The sequence below is a fragment of the Streptomyces sp. NPDC047706 genome (assembly GCF_043204795.1).
Classification (GTDB): domain Bacteria; phylum Actinomycetota; class Actinomycetes; order Streptomycetales; family Streptomycetaceae; genus Streptomyces.
The window spans coordinates 123,977-146,344 of the sequence record NZ_JBIDCW010000020.1 but is presented as its reverse complement, the minus strand read 5'-3'; the positions used below and the strand labels follow the sequence as shown (position 1 = coordinate 146,344).

Annotated in this window: 24 protein-coding genes and 2 pseudogenes; 15 read left to right on the top strand and 11 right to left on the bottom strand. The window is 73.0% G+C overall.

The features are described from left to right. Positions 1 to 86: 86 nt before the first annotated feature. The 3 genes and pseudogenes from ACGF8A_RS23680 to ACGF8A_RS23670 form a co-directional block, all read left to right on the top strand. On the top strand, positions 87 to 962 hold the full coding sequence (locus tag ACGF8A_RS23680; protein ID WP_393111257.1) for a universal stress protein: 876 nt from the start codon (positions 87 to 89) through the stop codon (positions 960 to 962). A 75-nt stretch (positions 963 to 1,037) separates the two neighbouring features. Beyond that, complete coding sequence (locus ACGF8A_RS23675) at positions 1,038 to 1,892, top strand: DMT family transporter (RefSeq protein WP_393111255.1); 855 nt, start codon at positions 1,038 to 1,040, stop codon at positions 1,890 to 1,892. A 59-nt stretch (positions 1,893 to 1,951) separates the two neighbouring features. After that, a pseudogene (locus tag ACGF8A_RS23670) lies at positions 1,952 to 2,271 on the top strand (BON domain-containing protein); the annotation flags it as partial. 46 nt (positions 2,272 to 2,317) lie between these two features. On the opposite strand, the gene ACGF8A_RS23665 reads toward ACGF8A_RS23670, so the two are convergent. The 8 genes from ACGF8A_RS23665 to ACGF8A_RS23630 form a co-directional block, all read right to left on the bottom strand. Then, positions 2,318 to 2,962: a hypothetical protein gene (locus tag ACGF8A_RS23665; protein ID WP_393111253.1), complete on the bottom strand. Its 645-nt coding sequence runs from the start codon at positions 2,960 to 2,962 to the stop codon at positions 2,318 to 2,320. 100 nt (positions 2,963 to 3,062) lie between these two features. Then, positions 3,063 to 4,661, bottom strand: a complete 1,599-nt coding sequence (locus ACGF8A_RS23660; protein WP_393111251.1) for a polyamine aminopropyltransferase — start codon at positions 4,659 to 4,661, stop codon at positions 3,063 to 3,065. A gap of 10 nt (positions 4,662 to 4,671) precedes the next feature. Then, on the bottom strand, positions 4,672 to 5,109 hold the full coding sequence (locus ACGF8A_RS23655) for a DUF350 domain-containing protein (RefSeq protein WP_393111249.1): 438 nt from the start codon (positions 5,107 to 5,109) through the stop codon (positions 4,672 to 4,674). Positions 5,110 to 5,188: 79 nt separating this feature from the next. Next, the gene (locus tag ACGF8A_RS23650; protein WP_393111247.1) at positions 5,189 to 5,587 is read right to left on the bottom strand and encodes a DUF4247 domain-containing protein; all 399 of its coding nucleotides are present in this window, start codon (positions 5,585 to 5,587) and stop codon (positions 5,189 to 5,191) included. Next, positions 5,584 to 6,078, bottom strand: coding sequence for a DUF2617 family protein (locus tag ACGF8A_RS23645; RefSeq protein WP_393111245.1), 495 nt, complete (start codon positions 6,076 to 6,078; stop codon positions 5,584 to 5,586). Before ACGF8A_RS23645 ends, ACGF8A_RS23650 begins: the two co-directional genes overlap by 4 nt. A gap of 448 nt (positions 6,079 to 6,526) precedes the next feature. Then, a complete protein-coding gene (locus ACGF8A_RS23640) occupies positions 6,527 to 7,078 on the bottom strand; it encodes a hypothetical protein (protein WP_393111293.1) in 552 nt (183 codons plus the stop codon). Positions 7,079 to 7,305: 227 nt separating this feature from the next. Continuing rightward, on the bottom strand, positions 7,306 to 7,770 hold the full coding sequence (locus tag ACGF8A_RS23635; protein ID WP_393111243.1) for an SRPBCC family protein: 465 nt from the start codon (positions 7,768 to 7,770) through the stop codon (positions 7,306 to 7,308). Between the two features lie 129 nt (positions 7,771 to 7,899). Next, a complete protein-coding gene (locus ACGF8A_RS23630; RefSeq protein WP_393111291.1) occupies positions 7,900 to 8,142 on the bottom strand; it encodes a DUF6411 family protein in 243 nt (80 codons plus the stop codon). Between the two features lie 226 nt (positions 8,143 to 8,368). Here ACGF8A_RS23630 and ACGF8A_RS23625 point away from each other — a divergent pair, with 226 nt between their 5' ends. Next, positions 8,369 to 8,659 carry a zinc-ribbon domain-containing protein gene (locus ACGF8A_RS23625; RefSeq protein ID WP_393111241.1) on the top strand — a complete coding sequence of 97 codons (291 nt, stop codon included), beginning with the start codon at positions 8,369 to 8,371 and terminating at the stop codon, positions 8,657 to 8,659. Positions 8,660 to 8,705: 46 nt separating this feature from the next. Here ACGF8A_RS23625 and ACGF8A_RS23620 read toward each other — a convergent pair whose 3' ends face one another. Then, positions 8,706 to 9,098 carry a nuclear transport factor 2 family protein gene (locus ACGF8A_RS23620; protein ID WP_393111239.1) on the bottom strand — a complete coding sequence of 131 codons (393 nt, stop codon included), beginning with the start codon at positions 9,096 to 9,098 and terminating at the stop codon, positions 8,706 to 8,708. Positions 9,099 to 9,231: 133 nt separating this feature from the next. Between ACGF8A_RS23620 and ACGF8A_RS23615 the strand changes: the two genes are divergently transcribed. From ACGF8A_RS23615 to ACGF8A_RS23590, 6 genes are all read left to right on the top strand, one after another. Then, entirely contained in the window at positions 9,232 to 9,795 is a 564-nt protein-coding gene (locus ACGF8A_RS23615) for a PadR family transcriptional regulator (protein ID WP_393111237.1), read from the top strand. A 508-nt stretch (positions 9,796 to 10,303) separates the two neighbouring features. Continuing rightward, on the top strand, positions 10,304 to 10,660 hold the full coding sequence (locus ACGF8A_RS23610; protein WP_393111235.1) for a hypothetical protein: 357 nt from the start codon (positions 10,304 to 10,306) through the stop codon (positions 10,658 to 10,660). A 37-nt stretch (positions 10,661 to 10,697) separates the two neighbouring features. Then, on the top strand, positions 10,698 to 13,349 hold the full coding sequence (locus ACGF8A_RS23605) for a LuxR C-terminal-related transcriptional regulator (RefSeq protein ID WP_393111233.1): 2,652 nt from the start codon (positions 10,698 to 10,700) through the stop codon (positions 13,347 to 13,349). 88 nt (positions 13,350 to 13,437) lie between these two features. Further along, on the top strand, positions 13,438 to 15,069 hold the full coding sequence (locus ACGF8A_RS23600; RefSeq protein WP_393111231.1) for an MFS transporter: 1,632 nt from the start codon (positions 13,438 to 13,440) through the stop codon (positions 15,067 to 15,069). Continuing rightward, positions 15,069 to 15,590: a hypothetical protein gene (locus ACGF8A_RS23595; protein ID WP_393111229.1), complete on the top strand. Its 522-nt coding sequence runs from the start codon at positions 15,069 to 15,071 to the stop codon at positions 15,588 to 15,590. Before ACGF8A_RS23600 ends, ACGF8A_RS23595 begins: the two co-directional genes overlap by 1 nt. Before the next feature lie 115 nt (positions 15,591 to 15,705). Further along, positions 15,706 to 15,903: a hypothetical protein gene (locus ACGF8A_RS23590; RefSeq protein WP_393111227.1), complete on the top strand. Its 198-nt coding sequence runs from the start codon at positions 15,706 to 15,708 to the stop codon at positions 15,901 to 15,903. Positions 15,904 to 15,909: 6 nt separating this feature from the next. On the opposite strand, the gene ACGF8A_RS23585 is transcribed toward ACGF8A_RS23590, so the two are convergent. Together ACGF8A_RS23585 and ACGF8A_RS23580 are read right to left on the bottom strand one after the other, a co-directional pair. Next, entirely contained in the window at positions 15,910 to 17,319 is a 1,410-nt protein-coding gene (locus ACGF8A_RS23585) for a DUF2252 domain-containing protein (RefSeq protein ID WP_393111225.1), read from the bottom strand. Beyond that, positions 17,316 to 17,864, bottom strand: a complete 549-nt coding sequence (locus ACGF8A_RS23580; RefSeq protein ID WP_393111223.1) for a potassium channel family protein — start codon at positions 17,862 to 17,864, stop codon at positions 17,316 to 17,318. The genes ACGF8A_RS23585 and ACGF8A_RS23580 overlap by 4 nt, the downstream gene beginning before the upstream one ends. 148 nt (positions 17,865 to 18,012) lie before the next feature. Here ACGF8A_RS23580 and ACGF8A_RS23575 point away from each other — a divergent pair. The 5 genes and pseudogenes from ACGF8A_RS23575 to ACGF8A_RS23555 all read left to right on the top strand — a co-directional run bounded on the left by ACGF8A_RS23575 (position 18,013) and on the right by ACGF8A_RS23555 (position 22,362). Next, positions 18,013 to 18,674: pseudogene (locus ACGF8A_RS23575) on the top strand (HdeD family acid-resistance protein). Between the two features lie 13 nt (positions 18,675 to 18,687). Further along, on the top strand, positions 18,688 to 20,025 hold the full coding sequence (locus ACGF8A_RS23570) for a hypothetical protein (protein ID WP_393111221.1): 1,338 nt from the start codon (positions 18,688 to 18,690) through the stop codon (positions 20,023 to 20,025). A gap of 104 nt (positions 20,026 to 20,129) precedes the next feature. After that, positions 20,130 to 20,582: an SHOCT domain-containing protein gene (locus ACGF8A_RS23565; protein WP_393111219.1), complete on the top strand. Its 453-nt coding sequence runs from the start codon at positions 20,130 to 20,132 to the stop codon at positions 20,580 to 20,582. A 43-nt stretch (positions 20,583 to 20,625) separates the two neighbouring features. After that, positions 20,626 to 21,072, top strand: coding sequence for a hypothetical protein (locus tag ACGF8A_RS23560; RefSeq protein ID WP_393111217.1), 447 nt, complete (start codon positions 20,626 to 20,628; stop codon positions 21,070 to 21,072). 321 nt (positions 21,073 to 21,393) lie between these two features. After that, positions 21,394 to 22,362, top strand: a complete 969-nt coding sequence (locus ACGF8A_RS23555) for a RimK family alpha-L-glutamate ligase (RefSeq protein ID WP_393111215.1) — start codon at positions 21,394 to 21,396, stop codon at positions 22,360 to 22,362. Positions 22,363 to 22,368: the final 6 nt, after the last annotated feature.

The following is a 22,368-nucleotide window of genomic DNA, read 5'->3' as shown; positions in this document are numbered from 1 at the left end:
GGCCCTGCCGTCGCTCCGGCCGGGCGGTCATGATGAAACCAGGTCATGGAACCAGGCCGTGGACGCGACCGGAGGGAGCCCGGACCATGTCTCACCATCTGACTGTGGGCGTGGACGGCTCGGCCGAGAGCCTGCGTGCGGCAGAGTGGGCCGCCGACGAGGCGCTGCTTCGCGGGGTGGGTCTGCGCCTCGTGGTCGCCGACCAGTGGCCGGGTTCCGGGCCCGTTCCGCCGGTCGCTCTGGAGCAGCACCGTTGGGCCGGCAAGCTGCTCGCCGATGCCGCGAGCGACGTGTCGCGGCACCGGCCCGGGCTCGAGGTCGCCACGTTGCGCCTGTCCGGCCGCCCCGCACCGGCGCTGGCCGCTCAGGCGGCCGAGGCCGAACTTCTGGTGCTCGGCTCGCGCGGCCTCGGCCGCGTCCGGGGCTTCCTGGTCGGGTCGGTCGGCCTGGCAACGATCGGCGCCACCGAGCATCCGGTCGTGCTCGTACGGGGACCGGAACACCCGGACGACGAGCGAGCGGTACCGTACGACGGCCTCCACCGCGACGTGGTCGTCGGGGTGGACATCCACCACTCCTGCGACGCCCTCCTCGCGTTCGCCTTCGATGAGGCCGCGCGGCGCGGACGCACCCTCCGGGCCCTGTACTGCTGGTCACTGCCACCGGTCGTCCGCGACGCCTGCGCTCTCGCGGCGGCCGAGCGGGAGATGGGCCCGGACATCGCCCGGCGCCTCGCCGGCATGCTGCTGCCCTGGCGTGAGAGGTTCCCGTCGGTCGATGTCGTGGAGTGCACGCCCGTCGGGGGCGCCGCCCAGCGGTTGCTGCACGCGGCAGGTGATGCGGACCTCGTGGTCGTCGGCCGGCGAGTTCGCAAGGCCCCGCTGGGGGCGCACATCGGGTCCGTCGCCCATGCCGTGTTGCACCACTGTCCCGCTCCCGTCGCCGTCATCGCCCACGACTGACGGGGTCCTCATGCTGGTCGCCTCGTCCAGCGTGTCGGAATCGTCCGCGTCCATACCTGCGGCAATGCTCGACCCATGAGTACGGCTGTCGCGGTGGCGGCCGCCCTGCTGGCCGCCATGAGCTTCGGAGTCGGGTCGGTGATCCAGCAGGAGGCGGCGCAGAAGGCACCCGCGCGGGAGTCGCTGCGGCTGCGGCTCGTGCTGGACCTGGGCCGCCGTCCGGCGTGGCTGGCAGGCATGATCCTGGTCGTCTCCTCCTACGCGCTGCTGGGCCTCGCGCTGGCCTTCGGCCCACTGGTCCTGGTGCAGCCGCTCGCGGCCACCGACCTCGTCTTCGCCCTGCCGCTGCTCGCTTGGCGCCGCCGCACGGGGCTGACTCGCCGGGAGCTGGCCGGGATCGCCTGCACGGCGGGCGGCGTGGCGCTGTTCCTGACGGCGCTGCCACCGGCCCCCGAGGGCGCGGCCGTTCCCGCGGCCCGCGACTGGCTGCCCGTGATCCTCGCGATCGGCGGCGCAGTCGTCTTGCTGGCGGAGAGCGGACGCCGGAGCCGCGCGTCGAGGCGCACGGCCCTCTACGCGATCGGCGCGGCCTTGCTGCTCGCCCTGCTCGACAGCCTGACGAAGAGCACGGCGGGACGCTTCCGGACCGACGGGCTCGGGGCTCTGGCCCACTGGGAGCCGTATGCGGTGGTCCTCGTGGGCCTGATGGGTCTGGTCCTGGCGCAGAGCGCCTACCAGGCCGGCTCGCTGGCCATCAGACTCCCGCTCATCGACACCCTGGAACCGATGACCGCCGTGCTGATCGGTGTGGCGGTCTTCGGCGAGAAGCTCGCCTCGTCCCCCTGGGCGCTGACGGTGCAGGCGCTGGGCGCGGCCACAGCCGTGGCCGGCATCGTGCTCCTGGACAGGTCGCCGCTTGCCAGACGATGACCCGGCCCGGCGGCCGAGGCGGCGGCCTCATGCAGCCCTGCGCCATGGGCCAGGGGCGGGCCGGCGTCGCGCGGCTGCCGGTCGTCGACGCGGAAGGCATGCTCGAGGGCATCGTCAGCCGGGCGGACCTGCTCAAGGTCTTCCTGCGGCCGGACGAGGAACTCGCCGACGAGGTGCGTCGCGAAGTCGTGGCGCCCCTTTTCCCTGCCCCCGTCGAGCCCATCCGCGCGGAGGTGGACGACGCAGTCGTCACCCTGACCGGCCGCGTCAGGGACACGTCGTTCGTTCCTGTCGCGGCCCGCCTGTCCGCGCCGTCGAGGGTGTGGTGGACGTCGAGTTCCACCTCACCCCGGGCTCGGCTCGAGACGAACCGCGGTGAGCACGGCCACCTGCGAGGGCGTACCGGCGCGCTCGCGCCCTCCGCGTCAATCCATGGCCACCGTGGTCGTGACGCGTACGACGCACGGCTTCGAGGGGGTCGAACCGAAGCCGAAACGTACAGGGGGCTCCACCCGGGCGAGGGAGCCGAGGTTCTCGCCCTCGTAGGTGGCGGCGGCAGCGGTGATCCCGCGCAGGTCCTGAGCGCCGTACCACTCGCGGCGGCCGTCGCGGGCGCTGCCACGGGTACGCACCCCCATCAGCCGGGCGGCCGGCGCCACGGCCGTGGCCCACGCCGGGCGGGTCGCGAGCGCGGGCGGCACGGCGCCGAGCAGATGCCCGAGGAAGCCACGGCGGCCGGTGACGAACCGCAGGGTCAGCGACGCCGCCGTCACGGTCCACTCACCCCCGGCGACCTGCACCCGCACCGGGACGACCCGCACGTCGTCGAAGACATACGTGGCGGCGACGAACCGCGCGATCTGCGGGGACGGCGCCATCAGGAGCCGCCTGCCGTCCGCCCGTTCGAGCATCACGTCGCTGAAGGGACCGAACGGCGACGCGGGCCAGTGCCCGACCACCACCCGGGTACCGGAGGAGGTGCCGATCCCCGCGATCCAGCCGTCGAAGCGCAGCCGGACCCGGCGGGTGGTCCCCGCCGCCCGCTGAGCCGGTGGCTGATGTCCGTCCATGCGCGACCTCCGGGCCTGTGGCCGGGCGGGTCCGCTCCCGCCGATGCCGAGTGCCGGGTACCCACGTCCTCCCGAGCCGTTCGACAGCCCTGGCGGCCGCTCAGTAGTTCTGCCACTCGTGCCGCGTGTACTCGAGCACCGCGGGATCCATCAGCGTGCTCGCCCGGACGTCCTGCGGGCGGCGGTCGACCGGGAAGACGGAGGCCGCCTCCAGCACGGCGTCGTCCAGGAACCGCAGTCGTGGTGGGGCCTCGGCCAGCCGCAGCGCCGGGGAGGGCCCGTCGGCGCCCGGGGTGGCGAGGACGAACCCCCAGTTGCCGAAGCTGGGTACGTCCACCTGGTACTCGGTGGTGCGGTAGCCGGCCTGCTCGATCGTGGCGGCGATGGACCAGTACGACTTCGGGGCGAAGAACGGGGAGCCCGCCTGCACCACGACCTGGCCGTCCGGGTTTAGCCTGTGCCGCAGCAGGTGGTAGAACTCGACGCTGTACAGCTTGGCCAGCGCCGCGGTGTCCGGGTCCGGAAAGTCGATGACGACCGCGTCGTGGCGCCGTCCGGCGTCCCGCAGCCAGTTGAAGGCGTCGGCGTGCACGACGTCGACGCGGGGGTCGCCGAAGGCGTCGCCGTTGAGCTCGGCGAGCGGCCCGAAGGTGCGCGCGAGCCGGGTCATCGCCGGGTCGAGATCGACCAGCGTGACCTTCTCCACGTCGTCGTAGCGCAGCACCTCGCGCAGGGCGAGCCCGTCACCGCCGCCCAGGATCAGGACCGAGGAGCGCTTTCCCGCCAGCGCCGGATGCACGAGTGCCTCGTGGTAGCGGTACTCGTCCACGGAGGAGAACTGCAGGTCCCCGTTGAGGAACAACCGTGTGTCGGCACTGCCCGTGAACGCGGTGGACCGGGTGACGACGATGTCCTGGTACGGCGTGGTCTCGTCGTGGATGATCGGATCCCGGTACAGCTGCTGACGCGCCGTCACCTCGATGTCGTCCGCCAGCACGTAGACCGTGCCCAGCACGGCGAGCACCGCGGCGGCCCCCGCCAGCAGCGCCAGGCGCACGGCACGCCGGGTCTCCCGGCGGAAGATCCACAGCACGACGACGACTCCGGCCACGGCATTGACCGCGCCCACCACCAGCGCTCCCCGCAACTGCCCGAACGTGGGCAGCAGCAGCAGTGGAAAGCACAGCCCGCCGACCAGCGCCCCCACGTAGTCCGCGGCGAACATGTCGGCGACCGCGCTGCCCGCCTCCTGCCGCCTGATCCGCTGGAGCAGCGTCATCAGCAGCGGAATCTCCGCACCGATGAGCAGCCCGACGGCGAACGACACGGCCACCATCGCCGGCATGTAGATCCGCAGCCAGGCGAACGTGACGTACAGCAGGAGCACGGACAGGCCGCCGACGAGCGCCAGCGCCCCCTCCAGCAGGGCGAAGGCCCCGACGGCGCGCCGCTGCAGGGGCTTGGCGGCCAGCGAGCCGATGCCCATGGCGAAGACCATGACGGAGATGACCACGGAGGTCTGGGTCACGGAGTTGCCGATGAGGTAGCTGCCGAGCGCGGTCAGCGCCAGCTCGTAGACCAGTCCGCAGGCGGCGCACACGAACACGGCGAGCAGGAGCAGGAAACGCGCCGCCCGCGAGTGCCGCGCGGGCGGACGTGCGACGGCCGGATCCGCGCGATCCAAGGCGGTGGTACTCACGGTGCCGGATTCAGGAGACCGCGGCGCCGACCATGAAGGCGGTGCCCAGGTACATGGCGGTCTGGACCCAGGCGGCGGGGTGCGGGTGCCCGTCCTGGTCGTCGAGGACGGTGTGGCCGAGGCGGCCCGGCGTCAGCAGCCCCACCACGCACGCGATCAGGGTCATCACGACGACCCCCGCCAGGCCGTACAGCAGGGTGCTGAACAGCCCGTGTCCGAGGCCCTGTTCGGACTCGCTGGCCCGGATGGACTGGTCGATGACGAGGCCGATGGCGACGGTCTGGCCGGCGAGGAGGACGGCCGCGCCCCGGTTGCGCTCCGTCCAGACCACATGGACCAGCTTGCCGGGGGTGACGAGGTCGAGGGCGATGAACCCGACCGCCATCACCACGAAGCCGACCAGGCCGTAGAGCAGGGCAGTGCCTGCGGACTCGAAGATCTCTGCCACGGGGTGCCTTTCGAGGACTTCGGAGGAGTGGACTGCGGTGGCTTGCGGTGCGTGCGGTGGTGGCGGTCGTCGCGGCGGGTCACTTGCCGGAGCCGGGGCCGCCGCCCCGGAACGAGTCGCTGTCGGGATCGGGCCACACCGAGCTCAGGTGCGACCGCCAGCGGTGGTAGCCGGTGCGGTAGTCGTCCATCTCGATACGGCTGCCGCCCCGGTAGGGGCTGACCGCGACGATGTCGTCCCGGTAGCGCAGGAAGACCATGGAACCGCTGGTGGTGCGGTCCTGTGCGGAGGTGTGCTTCTCGATCTCGCTCGCGACCGTCCTCACCGGGTCGGTCCGGTCGTGGTACCCCCCGCCGACGGCCCGGTACTCGGTGCGGATCCAGTTCCACGGAACGGCGTTGCCGCCGGAGTCTCCGGAACAGGCGGCGAGCGCCGCCGTGGCGAGGAAGAGGACGCCGAAGCGTCGGGCGGTCTTCAACGGACCTCCAGCTGGGTGTGCGTCGCCACGATCGTGCGGCTCTGCGGATACGTGTGCCAGGTACGCCAGCTCGGGCCCGTGCCGCGCCACTCGACGGTCAGCGCGGTGACGGCCTCCGCGGAGCCGGGGAAGATCCCGCACAGCGCGCGGGGGTGTGCCTCCGCCCGGCCCCGTATGCGCGCCACCCGGGAGCGGAACTCGGCCGCGGCGAAGTGCCGGACGTGCGCGCCGAATCGGTACTTCCAGCCGTCGGCCTCGTGCTCCGCCGCCTCCGGCAGGCCCCCGGCCTCGCCGGGCAGACAGGCCACCGTCTCCCGGATCGGACCCGCGAAGACCTGGTGCGAGGCCCCCAGCAGCCTGAGCTGTACGGCGAGCCCTCCGACCGTCAGGTCCCGCACGGCGAGCGCGGTGTACGGGGGATGGCCGAGCGCGAACGACAACTGGTCGGCGTCGGTGTCGAGATACGGCGCCGCCAGGGCTATGCCACTCATCCGGCACAACCCCGGCACATGGCCCACGCCCCCGCGACGGAGCGCGCACAGCGCAGCTTCAACGAAAGATCCCCCGAGTTGGACCATGCAGAATGCCGCCGAGTATGGCACACGGGCGTCGGGCCGCGTGGTGGGGGCGGGGCGTGCGATCCGGTGCCGGCCGGCCCGTCCTCACGGCGCCGGTGACGTAGGCGCGGTCCCCGGCGAAGGCCAGACCGGTGAGGTCGAAGACCGGTTCACCGCGGGTGGCCGAGCCGCTCGACCCAAGGTGATACCGATGCCTGGTCGGCGGCACGGAACGTCCTCGTGAACGGGGGAGTTCCCGACGCCGTACCCGCCTCGGGCAACGCGACGGGCACGCGGACGGCGCCGGTGCGAGGCTCGCCCGCTCGCGGAGCCGGGCGAGCTTCGCCGGGACTGAGGGAACGCTGCGGTGACGCGTCGCCGCTCAGCGGGCTCCGGTCCAGTTGTGCGCCACGTCCACCACGACCCGGTCGCTCAGCACCAGCACCCTGAAGGGCAGCCGTGCCCGCAGTCCGAGCCCCACCTGGGTGTCGCCCTCGAAGCTGCCGGCGAACCGCGCGTCCCGGAAGGTGCGGTATCGGGTGAGGTCCACGCCCGGCAGCGGGCGCCCCGCGCGGGCGGGGTACGTCGGCTCGCCGGTCTCGGGGTCGTACGCCGGTGCGGTGACACGGACCTCGAGGATCGCGCCGCCGCGCACCGGTATCAGGTTGCCCGATCCGTCCTGGCGGAGCTGGTCGACGTAGCCGACCCAGTAGCCGAGTCCGCTGCCCGCGCCGGGGACGTCGACGACCATCCGGTCGTAGCAGGCGTGACGGCCGGTCCTGATGTTCGTGACCGACTCCGTCGTGCTGGTGGTGCGGGTCTCGGCCGTGCTGCCCCAGCCGGTCGGGCACGCCGTCGCCGGCGCGGCGGCGGCCGAGGCGGCGGGTGCGGCGGCCGTCGCCGGTGCGGCCGCCACCGCCGAGGTGGCGCCCATCAGCGCGAGCGCCACCCACACGGTTCGCTTCGCTGTCGTCTTCGTTGCCCTGTTTCGCGCCATTGCGGCCCCCAAGGTGTGCATGTCGGTGATATTCGCTATGACACCCGGAAGGGCGAGAAGGTTGCACCGGCCGATCACCCACTGTCACGTTTGCGACATGCGCAGGCCCCCGAGCGTGCCCGTGCGATCAGGGCACGGGCTCTCGGGGGCCGGGCTGCCCGGGGTCAGGAGGGACCGGGCTTGACGCGGCCGCGCCAGCCTCCGGACTCGCCTCCGCGGTGCTCGATGTAGTCCTTGAAGCGCCGCATGTCGCCCTTGACGCGCCGGTCGATGACACCGGCCATGTCCGCGGTCTTCTCCGCGGCGCCCGAGGGTTCGACATCCATGACCAGCTCCACGCGGGTGTGCGCGTCATCCAAGCGCTCGAAGCGGACGGAGCCCCTCTGGTGGGTGTCACCCGAGGTGGTGCGCCAGGTGATCCGCTCGTCGGGCAGCTGGTCGACGATCTCGGTGTCGAACTCCCGGCGTACCCCGCCGATCTTGGTGGTCCAGTGGTTGTGACGGTCGTCGAGCTGCCTGACCTCCTCGACGCCCTCCATGAACTGGGGGAACTCCTCGAACTGCGTCCACTGGTTGTAGGCGGTGTGCAGAGGGACCTCGACCTCCACGGCTTCCTTGACCGTGCTCATGTCCGACCTCCTTGGCGATCGTGTGCGGCAGGCCTCGGGCCTGCCGTGTGGATCTCGGCACGTGCAGCGAGTACCCGATGAGGGCGGGTTAACAGCACGGAACGGGACATCGCGATGCGGCGGCCTCCCTCAGAACGGCATGCGGCCGCGAGCCCGGCGGCCCGCCGAACCGCTGCGTCCGAGCGCCCGGGAGCTGGACCGGAAGGGCTTGCTGAAGAGCCGGCCCAGCGGCCCTGGCGCCTTCGAACCCGCACGCGACCCGAAACCGAGGGTGCGCTGGGCGCCGTTCTGCGGATGCCTGGACAGGCGGGGGAGGAGGAAAGCGAGGGCGGCGAGCACCACGCAGGCGACTATGATGCCGGCGATCATCATGAGGAACTCCCTGGTCACGAATTTGCGGTCACCACTCCGCGTGCCCCGATCCGGCGTGAACACGCACCGTGCGCGGGGTGTGGGGACCGCGACGCCGGTCTCGCGGGTGCCACCCGGACCGGCGTCTGGCCCCGTGCATCTGGGTGTACGAGGCTGTGTCCGTGAGTGCTCCGCGCCCCTCGCCGGCTCGCCGCCGGCAGCCGCCGCCCCGGGAAGGAACGACCGAATGATCATCTTCGGCACCAAGGGATACCTCTACCAGATCGCGATACTCACGCTGCTGTGCGGCCGCTGCGGCAACCCCGCCGCGCACACGCTGAGGAAGCGCGTCACGGAGTTCGCCCTGTTCTTCGTGCCGCTGTTCCCGTTCTCGACGAAGTACGCGACCCGGTGCACCTTCTGTGGTGCGGAACAGCGGGTGACCAAGGAGCAGGCGGAGCGGTTGCAGGCGCAGGCGGCGGGCGGGCAGGGCGGCCGGCCGTACGGGCAGCCGCAGCAGCAGCCGTACCGGTCCTGAGGCCGGCGCCCTGTCCGCGGACGCCCCGTCCAGGGCGTCCGCCGTGTCAGGTCCCGGCCGCCTCGCGCGCGATGGCGTCGAAGCGGGCGCCCATCGCCTCGGCCAGGGCCTTCGCGGCCGACAGCGGCCGGACCATGACCATGAGTTCCTCGATCTTCCCGGACTCGTCCACGCGCAGGAAGTCACAGCCCCGAAGCTGCTTCCCGCCGACCGTCGCGGTGAACACGAGGGCGTGGTCGCGGGCCCCGGGGGCGCCGATCTCCCGTTCGTAGGTGAAGTCCTCGAAGACCTCGGCGACGGCGCGCAGGATCGCGGCGGTGATGGGCCTGCCGGCGTAGGGCTTGAAGACGACGGGGCTGGTGAAGACGACGTCGTCGGCCAGCAGGGCCTCCACGGCGTCCATGTCCTTGCGTTCGACCGCCTGACGGAAGGGATGCATCGGGCTCACCTCGGGAACGTGGGTAGTCAACGAATTGAATAGGTGGCCGTGAGGCTACGGGGGCGGCGTCCGGCTTGTCCAGGGTCCGCACAGTCAACTCGTTGACTGGTCAACGCGGTGCTAACGTGGCGCGATGGCATTGCGCAACGCGGTGATGGCCGCACTTCTGGAGGGTGAGGCATCCGGATACGACCTCGCGAAGGGGTTCGACGCGTCCGTCGCCAACTTCTGGATGGCCACCCCCCAGCAGCTCTACCGCGAGCTGGACCGCATGGAGAGCGAGGGCCTCGTCGCGGCCCGCGTGGTCGAGCAGGAGCGGCGCCCCAACAAACGGCTCTTCTCCCTCACCGAGGCGGGCCTCGCGGCCGTGCGCGCCTACGTCGCCGAGCCGCCCGCGCGGCCGACCGCGATCCGCGACGAGCTGCTGGTGAAGGTGCAGTGCGCGGATGTCGGTGACACGGAGGCCGTGCGCGCGGCGGTCACCGAGCGCCGGGAGTGGGCCACGGCCAAACTCGCCCGGTACGAGCGGACCCGGCAGCGGTTGCTGGACGGGCGCACGGAGGAGGAGTACTTCGCGCACGCCGAGCGGATCGGCCCGTATCTGACGCTGCTGCGGGGGATGTCCTTCGAGCGGGAGAACCTGCGTTGGTGCGAACTGGCGCTGCGACGGCTGGAGCAGCGCGCGGCTTTGCGCTGACGCCGGGGGCGGTGTCGGCGTGACTCGGGGAGGGGCCCGGTGCCGGGCCGGGTCACGGCACGCCTGCGGGCCTGAGGTTCGGCGCACGCCTGCCCGGTCCGGGGGGAGTGGCGACTGCCAGGTCCGGGTAACCCGCGCGCGGTCCCGGGGTTGGGCGCCGGTGGGCTGGGAACCCGGCCCGCCGGCGCGGTGTGCCGAATGCTCCGGCCGGCGCGGGAAGGTGAGGGGCGCCGGAGCGGTCGGATCGCCGGACCCGGGGTGCCCGAGCGTCGTACGGACGCCGCGTCGGGTGACCGCCCGGTGCTGCGCGGGAACACATGCGCCCGGCCGGGTGCGCCCGGCTACGGTGCCGCGTTTCCCACGGGACGCGCTCGGCGACGCGGTCCGGGACGGAGCGCCGGTGTCGCGGGGTCACGCCTCCGCACCGGCCACCCCTTCCTGCCGCATACGGCGGCACGACGGCGGTGGCCGGCGGGGACGGACGACGGGAAGGGACGGAAGACCGCTGATGAGGATCGGCCTGGCACTGAGCGAACTGCACGACGCCGAGGTGGAGTTGGTGCGCACCCTGCTGCGTACGGCGGAGCACCACAGGTCCGCCCACGACGTCCACCGCCTCGCCCTCGACCTGGCCGCCTGGTCGCGCCGCTCACGGCCACCGGCGCGTACGCCTCCCACGGGCCCGGGGCCGTGGCACGGCCGTCACCCCGGCCGGGCCGCGAACCGGCTGGCCGCCTTCGACCCGGCCATGGCGGCGCCCCGCCCGCCCGCCGCGCCCCGTCTGCGCATGCAGCCGCGCCGGAAGCCTGGAATCCTGAGTCTGGCAGTGCCGCCCAGGCCATCTGACGAACCGACGACCGCCTGACGAACGAACCGCCTGACGAACGACGGTGGTGATCGCCGTGAGGGTGAGCCACGACGAGGCCGGGGAGCCGGCAGGCCGACGCGTGGACCCGGCCGGGCTTCCCTTCCTGCGTACCCGGCTGGCCCCGCCGACCGGTCCTGCCACGTTCCTGCGCCGCAAGCGGCTGCTCCAGCGCCTGGACCAGGCGTCGCCGACGCCGTTGACCATGGTCAACGGGCCGGCCGGTGCGGGGAAGACCCTGCTGGTGGCCGACTGGGCCGCCGCGCAGGAACCACCGGTCGCCTGGCTGACCTGCGACGAGACCGACCGGGCCCCCGGCGTGTTCTGGGCGTACGTACTTCAGGCGCTGCGTGCCGCCGGGGTGCCGGTGCCGTCCGAGGTGGGCGCCCCCGCTGAGGCGAGCCGCGTGGAACCGGGGCTGCTGGCCCGCCTCGCGGTCGGCCTCGACGGCGCCGACCGCCCCGTGGTCCTCGTCCTCGACGAGTACGACCGCGTGACCGCTCCCGAGGTCGCGGAACAGCTGCGCTTCCTGCTCGACCACGCCGGCCGCCGGCTGCGGCTGGTCCTCGTCACCCGCACGGAGCCGCTGCTGCCGCTGCACCGGTACCGGGCGTCGGGCCGGATGACGGAGATCCGCAACGCCGACCTGACCTTCACACCCGAGGAGGCCGCGGAGCTTCTGGCGTCACACGGACTGTCCCTGCCCGCCGGCGCCGTGACGGCGCTGGTGCAGCGCACCCAGGGCTGGGCCGCGGGTCTGCGGCTGTGCGCCCTTGCCGCCCGGCAGAACCCTGACCCGCAGACGTACGTCAAGGAGTTCGAGGCCGGACGCAGTACGGTGGCCGACTTCCTGCTGGCCGAGGTGCTGGACAGGCTCGCGCCCGAGCGGCAGGACCTGCTGCTGCGGGTCAGCGTCCTGGACCGGTTCTGCCCGGACCTCGTCAACGCGTTGACGCTACGTTCCGACGCGGGGCCGACGCTGGCGGCGCTGCACCGGGAGAACGCCTTCCTCCAGCATCTGGGCCGCTCGTGGTACTGCCTGCACCCGCTGTTCGCGGAGATCCTCCGGGCCCATCTGCGAGAGCGCGCGCCCGGCCTGGAGCCCGAAATCCGCCGCCGGGCCGCGCGCTGGCTGCGCCGGTCCGGGACGCTTCCCGAAGCACTCGCCCAGGGTGCCGCCGCGGACGACTGGGAGTTCGCCGCCGGCGCCCTGGTGGACGACTTGGCGATCGGACAGCTCTTCACCGGCCTGTGCACGCAGGATTTCTCCGGCCTGTTCGGGCGGATCAGTCCCGAGGCGGCGGGCCCGGCCACGGACCTCGTCCGCGCGGCCCGCGAGCTGGCCCACAGCGATCTCCGGCACGGTCTGCTCCACCTGGACCGTGCCGGGCGGGCTCTGGCCGGACACGACCTCGACTCGGGGGCTCCCCGGCTCAGCCACGCCCTGCTGGAGACCCTGGCCGCGCGGCTGACCGGTGCGCCGGCCAGGGCGGAGGAGGCGGTGCGGGCGGCGGAGGAAGCCAGGCAGGACGTGCCCGCGCAGCTGCTGGACGCGCATCCGGAACTCACCGCACTGCTGCTGACGCACCTCGGCTCCGCCCGGCTGTGGGCCGGCCGGTTCGATGCCGCGCGTGCCGCCCTGAACGCCGTCGCCGGATGTGCGGGCGGGGCGTCGACGGCACTGGCACGCCTGGAGGCGGTGAGCCACCTCGCGCTGATCGACCATCTCCAGGGCTGGCACGGCCGGGCGGAACGCAAGGCCCAGGCAGCGGCGGCCGAAGCGGAACGCCACGGTCTCGCCCAGGAGGCCGGCTCCGGCGTCGGCCGACTGGTCCTGGCGGCCGTAGCGGTCGACCGCGACGAACTGGACAGGGCCGAGGCGCTCGTCAAGGAGGCCGGCGACCCCGACCACGGGTTGCGCGATCCGGTGACAGCGGCGGTACGGGCCATCGCCCGGGGCCGTCTGCTGCTGGCAAGAGGGGACGCGCGTGCCGCCCTGGAGACGGCCGACCCCGACGTGACGGCCGTCGCGGATTCACCCTGGCTGGAGGATCAGACCGCCCTCATGGCCTCCGCGGCCCACCTCGCGCTGGGCGACCCGGAGCTGGCTCTGCGCGATCTGGAACGCGCCTCGGGTGCCCGGACGGCGTGCGCCGTCCAGGCCGCACGGGCATGGCTGGCGGTGGGCCGGACCGACGAGGCCCGATGCCTGGTCGACCACCTGCCCGGCGACGACCGGCCCGGTCCGGGGGTGACCGTACGGGTCACTCTGGTGCGCGCCCAGGCCGCCCACCGGTCCGGGGACACGTCAGCCGCCCGGCGTCTCGTGGCCCGCGCCCTCCTCGACGCCCGCCGCGAGCAGCTGCGCAGGCCGTTCCTGGAGGCCGGGCCATGGATCCGGCCGCTGCTGGGCACGGATCCGCTGCGGGACCTGACCCACGGCTGGCTCACCCCCGGCCCCGTCGGCGACCCCGCCCGGCCCCCGGGCCTGGTCGTGGAGGACCTGAGCGCACGCGAGCGTGACGTGCTGCTGCGGCTGGCCCGGATGATGTCGACGCAGGAGATCGCCGCGGACCTCCAGGTGTCGGTGAACACGGTGAAGACCCACCTCAAGAGCGCCTACCGCAAGCTCGGGGTCAACCGGCGCGGCGCAGCGGTACGCCGGGCCCGCGACCTGCGACTGCTGTGAACCGGGCCAGCCCGCCGCGGTCTTCCCCACCCCGCCTCGCCCGCGCAGGGTGAGGCGGGGAGCCGCCGTCGGTTGCTGCGATGTACCCGTGAAGCACTGGCGCGCTCTGGTGGTCCTCGGGACGGCACAGTTCCTGATGGTGCTGGACACCTCCGTGATGAACGTGTCCATCAGCCGGCTGGTCGAGGACTTCGACACCGAGGTCACCGCCATCCAGGCCGTCATCACCTTGTACGCCCTGGTCATGGCCGCCTTCATGGTCCTTGGTGGCCGGCTCGGGGACGTCCTGGGCCGTCGCCGCGTCTTCCTCGTCGGGATGGCCGTCTACGGTACGGGCTCGGCCCTCACCGCCGTGGCACCCACCCTGGGGGTCCTGGCGCTGGGCTGGTCCGTGATCGAAGGGATCGGCGCGGCCATGGTGCTGCCGTCCATGGCCGCGCTCGTCGCGGAGTCCTACCGCGGACGAGACCGCCCGATCGCCTACGGAGTCGTCGGGGGCCTCGCCGGTGCGGGGATCGCGGTGGGTCCGCTGCTCGGCGGGTGGGTGACGACATACCTCACGTGGCGCCTGGTCTTCGCCGGCGAGGTCGTCGTCGTGCTGGTGGTGCTGTGCCTGCACCAGGCGATCCCGAGGACCGCCGCCGGCGGTCGGCGGCCTCGGCTGGACCTCGTCGGCGCGGCACTGTCGGCGGCCGGGCTCGGGCTGAGTGTGCTCGGGGTGCTGCAGAGCGGCACCTGGGGATGGGTGCAGCCGCGCAACCCCCCGTTCACGGTCCTGGGCTTCGCACCCACGCTGTTCGTGATCGCCGCCGGGGCGGTCCTCCTCGCCCTCTTCGGTGCCTGGGAGCGGCGCCGGGCCGAGCACGGCGAGGACCCCCTCGTACACCTCTCACTGCTCTCCCGGCCACCGCTCAGATCGGGTCTGACGACCTTGCTGAGCCAGAACCTGATCCTCCTCGGCCTGTTCTTCGCCATTCCGCTGTACTTGCAGGTGGTGCAGGGCTTCGACGCCTTCGAGACAGGACTGCGCCTGCTGCCGGTCTCGGTCACCATGCTGGTGACCTCGCTCGGGGCCGCCCGGCTGGGCCGCAGGTACGGCGCGCGCAGGGTCGTCCGGCTGGCTCTGACGACGCTGCTGGTGGCCGTCGTGTGGTTGCTGGCAGCCATCGACCCCGTCATCGACGATGCCCAGTTCTTCGCGGCCATGGCCGTCCTCGGTGTCGGCATGGGCCTGCTCGCCTCGCAACTCGGCAATGTCGTGCAGTCCGGTGCGGGGGAAGAGGAGCGCAGCGAGGTCGGAGGCCTGCAGTTCACCGCCCAGAACCTCGGTTCGGCGCTCGGCACGGCCCTGATCGGTTCCCTCCTCGTCGGCGCGCTGGCACAGGCCTTCACGACGCAGGTCGAGGACGACCCCCGGCTGTCGGAGCAGGCCCGCCGGCAGACCGGCATCGCCCTGGAGGCCGGCATCAGTTTCGTCCCCGCCGAGGAGGTGCGCACGGCCGCCGAGCGGGCCGGCTTCCCGCCGGCGGAGATCGAGGCGCTCACCGACTCCTACGAGCAGGCGCAACTCGGCGGCCTGCGGGCGGCCATCCTCGCCGCCGGCGGAGTCACCCTGGCGAGCTTCCTGGCCACGCGCCATCTGCCGGGCGCCGCAACCGTGCGCGCCGGCACGGGAACGCCGTCGGAGCCAGGACCGGCCGGACCGGAACGGAAACCTTGATGCCCAGGCCGCGCAGCACGTCCGCCCGGGCCGCGCGCTCGGCCGAGCGGCGGGCGCACGCCGACTACACGGGCGGTGTCTACGGATCGATGCTCGCCACCTCCGTCGTGGTCGGCGCCGGCACTTTCGGCCCGTTCCCACGGGTGGAGCTGGCGGTGCTGCTGCTGCTCACGGGCGTGGTGTTCTGGATCGCGCACATCCATGCCCAGCTGTTCGGGGCGCGCCTGGCGCAGCAGCCGCTGGACAGCCGGGTGATCCGGCACGTCTGCCGTGACGAGTGGCCGATCCTCAAGGCCGCCGTCCCGCCCGCCGCGGCGGTGGCGCTCAGTCCGCTGCTGCGCCTGGACGTGCAGGCCGCGGTGTGGCTGGCGCTGGGTGTCGCCCTGGCCGGGCAGGTGGGCTGGTCGGTGGCCGCCGCCCGCCGGGCCGGCGCGAACACACGCATGGTGGCCGGCGCCGCGGCGGTGAACCTCGTGATCGGCATGCTGATCGTCGCGTTCAAGCTCGTGGTGACCCACTGACGCCGGGAAGACGCCGGGTCACCTGTTCGGGGTGAGGCCACGCGGGCCGGAGAGGCGCAGGATCGCCGGGTGGCCGCAGTCGGCCCGGTGGAAGTCGCCCGCGGGAGAGCAGCCCATGCGCTATGAGATCCGCGTCGACGGGCAGGTGTCGGAGACGCTGACCGCTTCCTTCCCTGAACTGGAGCACGTGGTGATGGCCGGTCAGACGGTCTTCTACGGTCCGGTCGTGGACGAGGCGCACCTGTACGGGCTGCTGGCCCGCTTCCAGGCGCTGGGGCTGACCGTGGTGGAGATGCGCCGGCTCGCGGAGTGAGGGCGCTCAGACCCCTTCGGCCGTGACGCGGCCCGACCGGACGGCGGCCTTGAGCGCCTCGAAGTCCCGCTCGTTGCGGTCGGCGTAGGACTGGGCGAACTCGGTGAGCGCGCGGTCGAAGCGGGCGCTGCCACCCAGGTAGGCGGCGATGGCGACGGGATCCCCCGAGCGCGCGTGGGCGCGGGCGAGCGAACCGCCGCACAGCCCGCCGAACAGCGTCAGCAGGGCCGGGTCCATGGTTTCCGGGCGGGCGATCCCCTTCCAGTCGCGCAGCTGGCGGACGTAGAAGTCACGGTCCCGCCCGTCGAGCCCGACCGCGTGGGTCCAGCCGAGGAAGATGTCGCTGGACGTCTGGATGAGGCGTTGCCCGGCCACGACGCGTCGGCCCTGGTTGTCCCAGGGCTCGCCGCCCGTGCAGGGGGCGAGCACCGACTCCTGGGCCTCCTTCGCCTGAAGCAGCAGGGGGTCGTCGTCGTCCCGGCCGAGCAGCAGGGCGATCCAGCAGCGGGTGCCGACGCTGCCGACACCCACGACCTTGCGGGCGACGTCCACGAGCCGGTAGCGGCGCAGCAGGTGCCGGCGCTCGGAGGAGAGGCTGTGCGCGTAGGCGTCCAGCAGCGCGCCCAGTTCCTGGGCCCGGGCCTCCTCGCCCGTGCCCGGCACCAGGTCGCGCAGCGGTGTGACGAGCGGCGGGTCCGGTGCGATGCGGCGGCCCTGTGCCGTGGCCCGGGTGAGCTGCTCGAAGGCCTGGAGGTGGGTGCGGGTACGGGCCTTCGCGGCCGCCCGGTCGGTGCGCCGCCGGGCCTCCCTGCCCATCGGCGCGTCCAGCAGCGCGCGCAGGTGGCGCACGTCGTCCTGCGCGTACCAGACGTCCAGCGTCCCCATGCCGGCGAACGCGCGCATCCGCTTCCGGTACGCCCGGACGCACGCGTCCACCGCGCGGTTCTGCTCCCCGGTGGAGAAGCCGTTGGCCCGGGCGGCGATCACGAGACTCGCCGCCAGGCGTTTGACATCCCACTCGAAGGGCCCGGCCAGGGTCTCGTCGAAGTCGTTGATGTCGAACACCAGATGCCGCTCGGGAGAGGCCAGCAGCCGGAAGTTCAGCAGGTGGGCGTCCCCGCACAGCTGCACGGTCAGTCCGGTCCCGGGCAGCGGGCCGAGGTCCATCGCCATGATCGCCGCCGCGCCGCGGTAGAAGCGGAACGGGGATTCGATCATGCGGCCGTACCGGACCGGCACCAGCTCCGGGACCCGTGTGGCGGACTGGCGCTCCAGGACGCCGACGGGGTCGGGCCGTCGCGGATCCGCCTCGAACCAGCCGTGGCACGAACGCGAGGCGCGTGCGCGTGCCCGCCGGCCGTACGCGGCCCGCTCGGCCACCGTCAGGGGGTACGCCGGCGCGCTCGGCCACGTCATGGTCGTTCTCCTCCCGCGTCGTCCCTCGCGCGGCCGCGCCGCTGCTGTAGCCCCGCCTGCACCGCGCCCGCCAGCACCCGCGCGGCGACGCCCACCAGCAGCAGCCCTCCGGCCATCTGGAGCATCGTCAGCACACGCCCCGCCTGGGAGCGGGCGGTGATGTCGCCGTACCCCACCGTGCTGAACGTGGTGAGGGCGAAGTACAGGGCGTCCGTCCTGGTCAGCGGCTCGCTGAAGGCCGCGGGAACGGACCGGCCCAGCAGGTAGTAGGCGCTGGCGAAGAGCAGCAGGAACAGCGGAACGGTGGCGGCCAGCGCCTCCACGGCCTTCAGCCGCGGATGGGCGGAGCGAGTGATCGTGCGGACCTCCCAGAAGAAGACCACCATGACCGCCAGCAGGCCGCACACCAGCCATGCCACGCTGTCCGCCGTGACGCCCTCCATGGGCAGCAGGAAGTACGCGGTCACCAGACCGGCCGTGATGGCGGTCGCTCTGACGAACACCAGCAACGCCACCCGGCGGCCGGGACGTGACGGACTGCTCATCTCCGCTCCGTTCCGCCGGCGACCGGTGCACCGCTCCAGCATCACCCTCGGCACCGGGCGCCGCCCGCGGATCACCCGTCCTGGGTGATCCGGAGCCCCGGCGCGCGGGGCGAGGCTGGCCCGGTGGGCGACACCGCCAGGAGGAGCCATGACCGTTCCCCGTGAACACGCATCACCGTCACCAGGATCCTCGGCCTCGACGGGCCGTACGGCCCCAGGAGCCGACCCCGCCGAGACGCTGGCCCGGCTCGGCGGTTCATGGACGTGGCTGCTGGGCTCGGCGCTGGCGACGCTGGTGCCCGGCATCATCCTCCTGGCCTGGCCTGGCCGGACGGCACGCTCCACGTCCTGGCCGTGCTCATCGGGCTGTACCTGCTGGTGATCGGCGGCTTCAGGTTCGTCGCCGTCTTCGCCCAGGAGCGCGGCGAACGGCTGCCGGGGCTGCTGCTCGCGGTGCTCTACGTGCTCGCGGGAGTGCTGTGCCTGCGCAACCCGCTGCAGACGATCGCGGCACTGTCGCTGATCGTGGGCGTCGTCTGGCTCGTCACCGGCATGCTCACCGCCTACGCGGCCCTCGCCGCCGAGGCCCTGCCCCACCGTGGCGTCCTCTTCGGCGCCGGAGCGCTCGGCATCGTCGCGGGCGTCGTCGTACTGGCCCTGCCGGCCGAGTCCGCCGTCGCCCTGACCCGGCTGCTCGGCCTGTGGCTGGTGCTCCTCGGAGTGGTCGAGCTGGCGGTCGCCTTCGCCTGGCGGGCCGCCCTGCGCAGGGCGGCCGCCGACCACGGCGCCGAACCGCCGGCGGCGGCGTGAGGAGGAAGACCCCATGGCCGAGACCCCCGCCTCACCCCCACCCTCCGGCGGCGACGCGGAGAACCGGGTCACCCTGACCGCCGATGAGCAGGCCGAATACCGCCGGCTCCGACGCGCCGCCGCCGTGCGCCACCGCAAAGCCCGCTGCACCGGCGCCTCGGTCCTGCTGCTGATCGCCCTCCTGCTGGCCCCCCTGGCCGTGGTCGCGACCTGGCTGGACCAGGAGGTCGCCGACACCGACAGGTACGTGCAGACCGTGGCGCCGCTGGGTTCGGACCCGGCGGTGCAGTCGGCCGTCACCGGCAGGCTGACCGACCGGGTCGTGGCAGAGGTGAACGTGGAGGCGGTGACCCAGTGGCTTGGGAAGGCGCTCGCCGACGCCGGGGCGCCGCCGGCCGTCGTGGACCGCTCCGACGCGCTCACCGGTCCGCTGCGCGCCGCGGTCAGTGACGTCGTGCACCGGGTCGTCGACCGTGTGGTCACCAGCGACGTCTTCGAGCAGGCATGGGTGGCCGCCAACCGGCGCGCCCACACGGCGATGGTGAACGTCCTGACCGGCAGCCGGAGCGGAGCCGTACGCGCCGAACAGGACAAGGTCGTCCTGGACCTGGGGGCCGTGGTCGACGAGGTGAAGAAGCGGCTCGTCGACGCCGGCTTCGAGAAGGCATCTGCCATTCCCGCGCCGGACCGGCAGATCACCCTGTTCGAGGCCGGCGAACTGCCCCAGGCGCAGGCCGGCATGCGGGTGCTGGACGTCGTCGGCCTGTGGCTGCCCGTGCTGACCGTGCTGCTCGCCGCCCTCGCCGTGTGGATCGCTCCCGCACACCGCGTGATGCTGCTGGTCGCGGCCATGGGCGTCGGCGTGATGATGGTGCTGCTGCTGGTGGCCCTGGCGGTCGTGCGCCGGCTGTATCTGGACGCCGTACCCGCGTCGACGTTGCCGGCCGACGCCGCCCAGGCGATCTACGACACCCTCGTGCGCTTCCTGCGCGACAGCACGCTGACCCTGCTCGTGGTCGCCGTGATCACCGCGCTCGCCGCCTACCTGTACGGTCCGGGCCGCGTGGCCCGCGGTGTGCGCGGCCTGGCGGCGCGCGGCACCACCGCCGCCGGCCACGGGCTGCGGCGTCTGGGGCTGCGCACCGGGGCTGCCGGGCAGTGGCTGGAAACGCGTCGTTCGTGGACCACCGGCATCGTGATCGCGGCCGGCGTCCTCGCCCTGCTGCTGTGGAACTACCCCACGGTCGGGGCCGTCGCACTGGTCCTCGGCCTGGTCCTGCTGGTCCTCGTCGTCCTCGCGGTACTCGCGGCGGCGGGCGGCCCGGGCCGGCCCGCGAGCCGGGCTCCCTAGCCCCGGCGGATCACCCCCGCCGGGTGAGGCCGACCCGCCCCGCCCTGCGCAGTCTGGATCAGCGGGCGACGCCCGCCGGGCCCTGCTCCGAACGGAGACGACAGATGAGCACCCAGATGTATCTCGCCTACGACTATCCCCTGCTCAGCATGTTCTGGACGCTGCTGTGGTTCTTCCTGTGGATCATGTGGTTCATCCTGCTCTTCCGCATCATCGGCGACATCTTCCGCGACGACGGCCTCAGCGGCTGGGGCAAGACGGGCTGGCTGGTGTTCGTCATCGTGCTGCCGTTCCTCGGCGTGTTCATCTACCTCATCGCCCGCGGCAAGGACATGGGCGCCCGAGAGGTGAAGCACGCCCGGGCGCAGCAGCAGGCCTTCGACGACTACGTCCGCCAGACGGCGGGCGGCCCGAGCCGCTCCAGCAGCGCCGACGAACTCGCCAAGCTGTCCGAGATCCGCGCCCGAGGCGACATCACGGACGAGGAGTTCCGCCGCGCCAAGGAGCTCGTCCTGGCCGGCCACGGCCCCTCCACCGGTTCCGGCACCGCCACCTGAGCCGGCCTCTCACCCAGCACAGGACAAGGAAACGAGGCAGAACATGACCGGCACACACACGCCTGGTACGCACACGGCGCGGCAGCAATGGGCCGCGGGAGTGATGGTCTTCGGCGCCGTCCTGCTCCTGCTCGCCGGAATACTCGCCATCTTCCGCGGCATCATGGCGATCGCCCAGGACGACGTCTTCATCACCACGCCGAACTACGTCTTCGCCTTCGACCTCACCGGCTGGGGCTGGATCCACCTCATCCTCGGAGCGGTCGCCGTACTCGTCAGCGTCGGCCTGTTCCAGGCGGCGACCTGGGCGCGGATCGGCGGCGTGACGATCGCCGGGCTCATCATCATCGCCAACTTCCTCTCGCTGCCCTACTCCCCGTTGTGGTCCGTCCTGATGATCGCGTTCTCCGGCTTCGTCATCTGGGCGCTGTGCGTCGCCCGCAAGGACGCCTTCGGCGAACCGCTCGACAGCGCACCGCGTGACGTGTGAGGCGGACGAGAACGCTCACCGGCACGTCCACCGCGAGCCGGCACCATCTGCTGCGGCCGGCGCCGTCCGCAAGGCGCACGCGAGGGGGCGGACGGCGCAGGGACAGGAGCAGGCACCGGGCACGTGTGCGCCCTGTTCCGGCGTTCCGCCCTGCGCCTACAGTGTGGCGCCCCGGTCCGCGCCGGGTTTCGGCACGGCGGAGCCCGCAGCGAAGGGCACCGGCGACCGCCCGCGCGACCGGCATCACCCCGTGAGTTCGCTCGGGCCGCGCGACCGAGTGTGCGCGGCACCCGTGCGCGTCGAGAACCGCTGGAGGTCGCCGTGTCCCGCCCGTGCATCGCCCTGATCACCGACCCCACCTCGCCCGAGGGCTGCGCCGAGTTCCTCGCCCGCGCGGTGGAACTCCTCACCGGCACCGCGCCGGTCCCCATCGACTCCCGGCACTTCGCCACCGGCGGGACCGGGCGCGGCCTCCCCGCCGGGGACGGCTTACGGCTGCACGTCCCCGACGAGCAACTCGACCTGGTGCCCGACGTCATCGTGCTCTACGAGATCCCGCCGCACCGCCGCCACGAACTCGCCGCCTTCCAGCGCCTCCTCGAACACCACGACGTGGTCACCCTCGGCACCGGCGTCGCCGCCTGGCGGACCGCCACCGAGAAGGACCTCACCGTCGAGCGCTTCCGGCGGGACGGCATCGCCCACATGGAGACCGTCGTGCTGTCCCGGCCCGGCGTGAGCGAGGCGCTGGCCGCGTTCGACAAGCTCGGCCGGGACACCTGGGCCAGGCCCGTCGTCGGCACCGGCGGCGGCGACACCTTCCACCTGACCACCGAGGACGGGGTGGAGCGGGCCACCGCCTTCTACGCAGACCGCGGCACCGACTGGCTGCTGTCGCGGGACGCGGGCAACTTCACCGCCGATGGCGCCCGCCACCAGTTCCGCGTCTTCGTCCTCGGCGGCCGCGTCATCCACGCCCGCGAGCACATCCAGCCCGAGACGGACACCCCCTGCAACACCTGCCAGGGCGCCACCGCCGTCCCCATCGCCCCGGCCGACCTGCCGCCGCGCCTGGCCCGTCTGGCCGTCGCCGCCACCGCGTCGGTCGGGCTGCCCTTCGCCGGCGTCGACCTCGCCATCGAGAACGGCGGAGTCGTCTTCGAGGTGAACGTGCAGCCGGCCTTCATCGACGGCGAGGTCGAGACGGCGGCGGTGCCCTACGTCGAGGCCCATCTCAACGCCCTGGCGGCGGCCCGCAGGGCACGCCCGGCACGGCGGCTGCCCGCGTGAGATCCT